This is a genomic window from Streptomyces sp. NRRL WC-3549, assembly GCF_000721935.1.
Lineage (GTDB): Bacteria > Actinomycetota > Actinomycetes > Streptomycetales > Streptomycetaceae > Streptomyces.
In genome coordinates this window covers 11120-17053 of record NZ_KL585447.1, presented here as the reverse complement: position 1 = coordinate 17053, position 5934 = coordinate 11120, and the positions used below count along the sequence as shown (strand labels likewise).

General features: G+C 72.2%; 7 protein-coding genes. 4 read left to right on the top strand and 3 right to left on the bottom strand.

The window, feature by feature from the left end; translation table 11 throughout:
* The first annotated feature begins 413 nt into the window (after window positions 1-413).
* On the top strand, window positions 414-1751 hold the full coding sequence (allB, locus tag IH13_RS0134990) for an allantoinase AllB (RefSeq protein ID WP_031091027.1): 1338 nt from the start codon (window positions 414-416) through the stop codon (window positions 1749-1751).
* Window positions 1752-1925: 174 nt separating this feature from the next.
* A complete protein-coding gene (locus IH13_RS0134985; RefSeq protein WP_031091025.1) occupies window positions 1926-2255 on the top strand; it encodes a putative quinol monooxygenase in 330 nt (109 codons plus the stop codon).
* A 44-nt stretch (window positions 2256-2299) separates the two neighbouring features.
* Here the strand turns inward: IH13_RS0134985 and IH13_RS0134980 are convergent, their stop codons facing one another.
* Window positions 2300-3136, bottom strand: a complete 837-nt coding sequence (locus IH13_RS0134980; protein ID WP_031091023.1) for an aldo/keto reductase — start codon at window positions 3134-3136, stop codon at window positions 2300-2302.
* Between the two features lie 232 nt (window positions 3137-3368).
* Here IH13_RS0134980 and IH13_RS0134975 point away from each other — a divergent pair, with 232 nt between their 5' ends.
* Window positions 3369-3989 (top strand): dihydrofolate reductase family protein, encoded by a 621-nt coding sequence (locus IH13_RS0134975; protein ID WP_031091022.1) that lies wholly within the window; start codon window positions 3369-3371, stop codon window positions 3987-3989.
* Window positions 3990-4062: 73 nt separating this feature from the next.
* Here the strand turns inward: IH13_RS0134975 and IH13_RS0134970 are convergent, their stop codons facing one another.
* Window positions 4063-4707, bottom strand: coding sequence for a TetR/AcrR family transcriptional regulator (locus IH13_RS0134970; RefSeq protein WP_031091020.1), 645 nt, complete (start codon window positions 4705-4707; stop codon window positions 4063-4065).
* Window positions 4708-4944: 237 nt separating this feature from the next.
* Here IH13_RS0134970 and IH13_RS0134965 point away from each other — a divergent pair, with 237 nt between their 5' ends.
* Entirely contained in the window at window positions 4945-5364 is a 420-nt protein-coding gene (locus tag IH13_RS0134965) for a PaaI family thioesterase (protein ID WP_031091018.1), read from the top strand.
* A gap of 16 nt (window positions 5365-5380) precedes the next feature.
* On the opposite strand, the gene IH13_RS0134960 is transcribed toward IH13_RS0134965, so the two are convergent.
* Window positions 5381-5934: Gfo/Idh/MocA family oxidoreductase (locus IH13_RS0134960; RefSeq protein ID WP_031091016.1), on the bottom strand; the 554-nt coding region annotated here is incomplete at its 5' end.

The window sequence follows — 5934 nt, the reverse complement described above, 5'->3', positions numbered from 1 at the left end:
CCCGCCGCTGGCACCGGCGGGTTTGGAGTCGGATGTGCTGGCGTGGGACGGCGGCACGTCAACGGTCCTTTCGAAGCGGAGGCAAGGCAGCAGCCTACCGGGCCGCTCCCGATCGGCCCACTGCTCCCGTTGCGGCGTCCTTGCCGGTCAGGACCTGTTTTGTCCTGATGTCGGCTGTCAGGTCCGCCGTGTGTCCCGGGGGCGGTGGCGCCACTTCTGGACCATTCTACGTTCCGGCTGGCGAAAATGGCTTTTTACTTCGTGGAAACCGTCAATCCGTCGGCGTGGGTGGTCGGCCGGTCTTCCGGCGGGGCGGACAAGGCCTTGACGGCCTGCCCCGGCGAGTGAAGACTCCTTCAACAGTTCGTTGAATTCTTGGGCTTGAGTGAGGAGCACGGGTGGCCGAGGCACAGATGAAGGCGGACGCGAGGCTGGTGCTGCGCTCGACGCGCGTCGTCACCCCGGACGGGACCCGCGCGGCCGCGGTCCTGGTCGCCGGAGAGGTGATCGAGGCCGTTCTGCCGTACGGCACCCAGGTGCCGGGGGCGCGGGAGGAGGACTTCGGTGACGACGTGCTCCTGCCGGGCCTCGTCGACACCCACGTGCATGTGAACGACCCCGGCCGCACCGAGTGGGAGGGCTTCTGGACGGCCACCCGCGCCGCCGCGGCCGGCGGCATCACCACCCTCCTCGACATGCCGCTCAACTCCCTCCCGCCGACCACCACCGTCGGCCACCTGCGCACCAAGCGGGAGGTGGCCGCACCCAAGGCGCACATCGACACCGGCTTCTGGGGCGGCGCGGTCCCGTCCAACACCAAGGACCTGCGACCGCTGTACGAGGCCGGGGTCTTCGGTTTCAAGTGCTTCCTGTCGCCGTCCGGGGTCGAGGAGTTCCCGGAGCTGGACCAGGAGCAACTGGCCCGTGCCATGGCCGAGATCGCCGGCTTCGGCGGACTCCTCATCGTGCACGCCGAGGACCCCCGCCACCTGGTGTCCGCGCCGCAGCGCGGTGGACCCGCCTACGCCGACTTCCTGGCCTCGCGCCCGCGCGACGCGGAGAACACCGCGATCGAGGGCCTCATAGCCCACGCCCGACGGCTGAACGCCCGCGTCCACGTCCTGCACCTGTCCTCCGCCGACGCCCTGCCGCTGATCGCCGCCGCCAAACGCGAAGGCGTCCGTGTCACCGTCGAGTCCTGCCCGCACTTCCTCACCCTCACTGCCGAGGAGGTCCCGGACGGAGCGACCGAGTTCAAGTGCTGCCCGCCCATCCGGGAAGCCGCGAACCAGGACGCGCTCTGGGCGGGCCTGGCCGACGGCACGATCGACTGTGTCGTGTCCGACCACTCGCCCTGCACCACCGACCTCAAGACCCCCGACTTCGCCTCCGCGTGGGGCGGGATCTCCTCCCTCCAGCTGGGGCTGCCCGCCGTCTGGACCGAGGCGCGCCGGCGCGGTCACACGCTCGACGACGTCGCCCGCTGGATGTCCACCGCCCCCGCCGCCCTCGCCGGACTCGCCCGCAAGGGCGCCGTCGAGGCGGGGCGCGACGCCGACTTCGTGGTCCTCGACCCCGACGCGGCCTTCACCGTCGATCCCACCGAACTCCTCCACCGCAACCAGGTCACCGCCTACGCCGGCCGGACCCTGCACGGCGTGGTCCGGTCGACCTGGCTGCGCGGCCGGCGGATCGCCGCGGGAGGGGAGCCGTCCGCGCCCACCGGGCGCCTCCTCGAACGGGACCGCTGAGCCGGCCGAGCGGTATCGGCGGTCCGGGTACCGGCCGTCCGGCATCGGGCGTCCGGTGGGCGGGGGGTACGGAAGAACCGGACCGTCCGGCGCGAGGGTGCGCCGGGCATGACCGTTCTGCGGGCTTATGGCACCCTGGTCGTCGCCCGCACCCGCCCCACCCCAGGAGTCTCCATGATCTTCATCGCCGTCAAGTTCACCGTCCGCAGCGCCGAGCGGGACAACTGGCTCCCGGCCGTGGACGCGTTCACCCTCGCCACCCGCCAGGAGCCGGGCAACCTCTTCTTCGAGTGGTCCTACAGCGTGGAGAACCCGGACCAGTTCGTCCTGCTCGAAGCCTTCGCCGACGAGGCGGCGGGAGCGGCGCACGTGAACTCGGACCACTTCAAGGCGGCCATCGACACCATGTCCGAACTGGTCGCCGAGATCCCGGAGATCATCAACGTCGAGGTGCCGGGGGACGACTGGTCCCGGATGGCGGAGGTCACCCCGCGCAACCGGTGACCGGCTGACCGGGGAGGCGCCCCCTCTCGGGGCGGCCGTGGCGCTCAGAACTCCTCGTGCGTCTCCGGGTCACCGCCGAAGCGGTGCGGCGGCCGGGACCCGATCGCCGTCACCTCCCCGGGCGTCAGCTCGAACCCCGACAGGTCGAGGTTCTGCCGCTGCCGCCCGGGGTCGGCGGACTTCGGGATCGGCACCGCTCCGAGCTGGGTGTGCCACCGCAGCACCACCTGGCCGGGCGTCACCCCGTGTGCCTCGGCCGCCGCCACGACCTCCGGGGCCTCCAGGACCCGACGCCCCCGGGCCAGCGGGCTCCAGCTCTCCGTGACGATGCCCTTCGCGGCGTGCACCGCCCGCAGCTCCTCCTGGGGGAGCAGCGGGTGCATCTCGATCTGGTTCACGACGGGCAGCACCCCCGTCTCCCGCTCCAGCCGGTCCAGGTGCTCCGCGGTGAAGTTGGAGACGCCGATGGAGCGCACCAGGCCCTCCTCGCGGAGCTTGATCATCGCCCGCCAGGTGTCCACGTACTTGTCCACCTCCGGCAGCGGCCAGTGGATGAGGTACAGGTCGACGTACTCCAGGCCCAGATTGCCGCGCGACTCCTCGAACGAGGCCAGCGTCTCCTCGTAGCCGTGGTGCCGACCGGGCACCTTGGTGGTGACGAGGACGTCCTCACGGGGTACGCCGCTGCGGGCGATGCCGCGCCCGGTGCCGGTCTCGTTGCCGTAGTTCAGCGCGGTGTCCACCAGCCGGTAGCCGAGCCCCAGGGCCCCGGCGACGGCCTGCTCGGCCGCGTCGTCGTCGAGCGGCCAGGTGCCGAGGCCCACCGCGGGCAGGGTGCGGGCGTCGAGGAGGGTGTGGTCCGGGGGCGGGGTCTGGCTCATCGGGTTTCCCTTTTCGTTCGCGGTGCCGTCCCCGCCCAGCGTAGGTCCGGGCCCCGGGACCGGGGGCGTGGCGCGGCCGTCGGCGGGTGGGCCGTCGGCCGGGGCGGGACCGGTGCCCACCTGGCCCGGCTCCGGCCGGGAGCGATGATTTCCGCCCGTTTTCCTGGTCTGTACGGGTGGAAGAGCGGGCGAGGCCGCACCGAGCGGCCCCGGAGAGGACAGGAGCAGGACCATGGCGAAGCTGACTCTCACCACGTTCGTGACGCTCGACGGCGTCATGCAGGCTCCCGGCGGACCCGACGAGGACACCACGGGCGGCTTCGAGTACGGCGGCTGGCTCGTGCCGTTCGCCGACGAGGGCATGGGGGCGTTCATCGCCGAGGTCTTCGGCCGGGCCGGCGGCTTCCTCCTCGGGCGGCGCACGTACGACATCTTTTCGGCATGGTGGCCCCGGGTCACCGATCCGGACGATCCGGTGGCCTCCCGCCTCAACACGCTGCCCAAGCACGTCGTCTCGACCACGCTGAAGGACCCGCGGTGGCGGAACACCGCAGTCGTCGGCGGCGACGTGGCGGCCGAGGTCGCCCTGCTGAAGCAGCGGACCGAGGGCGAGCTGCAGATCCACGGCAGTGGCACGCTCGCCCGGTACCTGATGGGCCACGACCTCATCGACGTGTACCACCTGCTGGTCTTCCCGGTCTTCCTGGGACGTGGACGGCGGCTCTTCGGAGACGGCGGCGCTCCGGCCGCGTTCGACCTCGCGGAGTCGCGGGCGACAGCCGGCGGCGTCGCGATCCACACCTACCGCCCGGCCGGGCGGGCCCGTTTCGGGAGTTTCGCCCCCGCGGAGTGACCGCCCGGGGCACGGGCCGCCCGGAAGGAGCGGACCGCCCGCAGGGGCCGGGCGCCCCGGCCGGGCGGGGCGCTCAGGAGGCGGCGGGCAGCAGCGCGGGGTCCGCGGCGACGTCGCGCAGCCGCCCCAGGATCGCCTTCGTCGCCTTGGTGTAACCCGGCGCGTTGTCGTGGAGCACCGACTCGGCGTTCGCCAGCTCCATGAACGCGATGAGCTCGAAGGCCAGTTGGGAGATGTCCGTCTTCGCCACCAGCTCCCCGCGCGCCCTGGCCTCCTCCAGCGTCTCCTCCACGAAGGTGACCCAGCCGGTCTGCGTGGCCGCCAGGGCGTCGTGCACCTTGCCCTTGCGGGAGTCGAACTCCGCGATGGTGGCGTAGAAGAAGCAGCCGCCCCGGAACACCCGGGTCCGTGAATAGGTGAGCCAGCTCTCGCACATGCGCCACACCCGCCCCAGGCCCGGGTCGACCGACCTCGTCGGGGTGAGCACATGGTCCACAAACATGGACACCGCGGTGCGCACGGTGGCCAGTTGCAGCTCTTCCTTGGACCCGAAGAGAGCGAAGACGCCGCTCTTGCTCAGCTTCAGCTCCGTGGCCAGTCGCCCCAGCGACAGACCGTCCAGGCCCTCCGTCGAGGCGACCTGGACCGCGCGCGCCAGGACCAGCTGTCTGGTCTGGTTCCCCCGCTCGACCCGTCCGTCCGGCCGCGCTTCACCCATGTGCCAACTCCGTGTCTACGAACATCTCAAGACCGGCATTCTAGGAGGACCCGGAACCCCGGACCGGCCGCTTCCGCACGGGAGGACCTTTAGGGAGACAAGGCCGGTCCGTCCTCCGGACAGAGGTTCCCACCTGGTCCGCCTGTTCGGTGCCGTGACCGCCCGCGCCGCCGGGCCCCGGCGTGGTCCACGGGGGTGCGTCGACTGCCCGCACGGTGGTGAGGTAGGAAGGCCGCCATGACCGAACTCACTCTCCGGGCGGCACAACAGGTCCTCGACGGCCAGCCGTTCAGCTCCCTCGTCGGCGCGCGGCTCACCGGGTTCGGTGACGGCGCCGCCACGATCGAGGTCGACGTACGTGACGAACTCCGGCAGCAGAACGGCTTCCTGCACGGCGGCGTCCTGGCGTACGCCGCCGACAACTCCCTCACCTTCGCCGCCGGAAGCACCCTCGGGGCCGCCGTGCTCACCGGCGGCTTCTCCATCCAGTACATCCGCCCCGCGACCGGCCGGACCCTGAGCGCCCGCGCGACGGTCGTCCACACCGGGCGCCGGCAGGCCGTGGCACGCTGCGATCTGTACACCGTGGACGACGAGGGCGCCGAGACGCTGTGCGCGGTGGCCCAGGGAACCGTGCTCTCCGCCCGTCCGGTCTGACCGGGCGGACGTACGGTCAGCCCCCGGCGATCTCGGTCAGGCGTACCGGTCTGCGCTCCGCCCGGGAGCGTTCGCAGGCCTCGGCGACCCGCAGCGCGTGCAGTGCCTCCCGGCCGTCGCAGGGGTTCGCCAGCTCGCCCCGCACCACCCGGACGAACGCGTCCAGCTCCGCCTCGTACGCCGGGGCGAAGCGCTCCAGGAAGCCCGGCCAGGGCTTGGCGGGAGCGGGCGGGCCGTCCGGCTCCGCCGAGGTGATCGGCGTACGGTCGTCCAGGCCGACCGCCAACTGGTCGAGCTCGCCCGCGAGTTCCATCCGTACGTCGTATCCGGCGCCGTTGCGGCGGGTGGCGGTCGACGTCACCGTCGTGCCGTCGTCCAGGGTCAGCAGGGCCGCCGCCGTCGACACGTCGCCCGCGTCCCGGAACGCCGTGAGGCCGCCGTCCGAACCGGTGGCGTACACCTCCACCACCTCCCGGCCCGTCACCCACCGCAGGATGTCGAAGTCGTGCACCAGGCAGTCCCTGAACAGGCCTCCGGAGAGCGGGAGATAACCGGCCGGCGGGGGAGCGG

Excerpts from the sequence above, each read along its gene's own strand:
- allB (WP_031091027.1), top strand. The coding sequence starts at position 414 with ATGAAGGCGGACGCGAGGCTGGTGCTGCGCTCGACGCGCGTCGTCACC.
- IH13_RS0134985 (WP_031091025.1), top strand. The coding sequence starts at position 1,926 with ATGATCTTCATCGCCGTCAAGTTCACCGTCCGCAGCGCCGAGCGGGAC.
- IH13_RS0134980 (WP_031091023.1), bottom strand. The coding sequence starts at position 3,136 with ATGAGCCAGACCCCGCCCCCGGACCACACCCTCCTCGACGCCCGCACC.
- IH13_RS0134975 (WP_031091022.1), top strand. The coding sequence starts at position 3,369 with ATGGCGAAGCTGACTCTCACCACGTTCGTGACGCTCGACGGCGTCATG.
- IH13_RS0134970 (WP_031091020.1), bottom strand. The coding sequence starts at position 4,707 with ATGGGTGAAGCGCGGCCGGACGGACGGGTCGAGCGGGGGAACCAGACC.
- IH13_RS0134965 (WP_031091018.1), top strand. The coding sequence starts at position 4,945 with ATGACCGAACTCACTCTCCGGGCGGCACAACAGGTCCTCGACGGCCAG.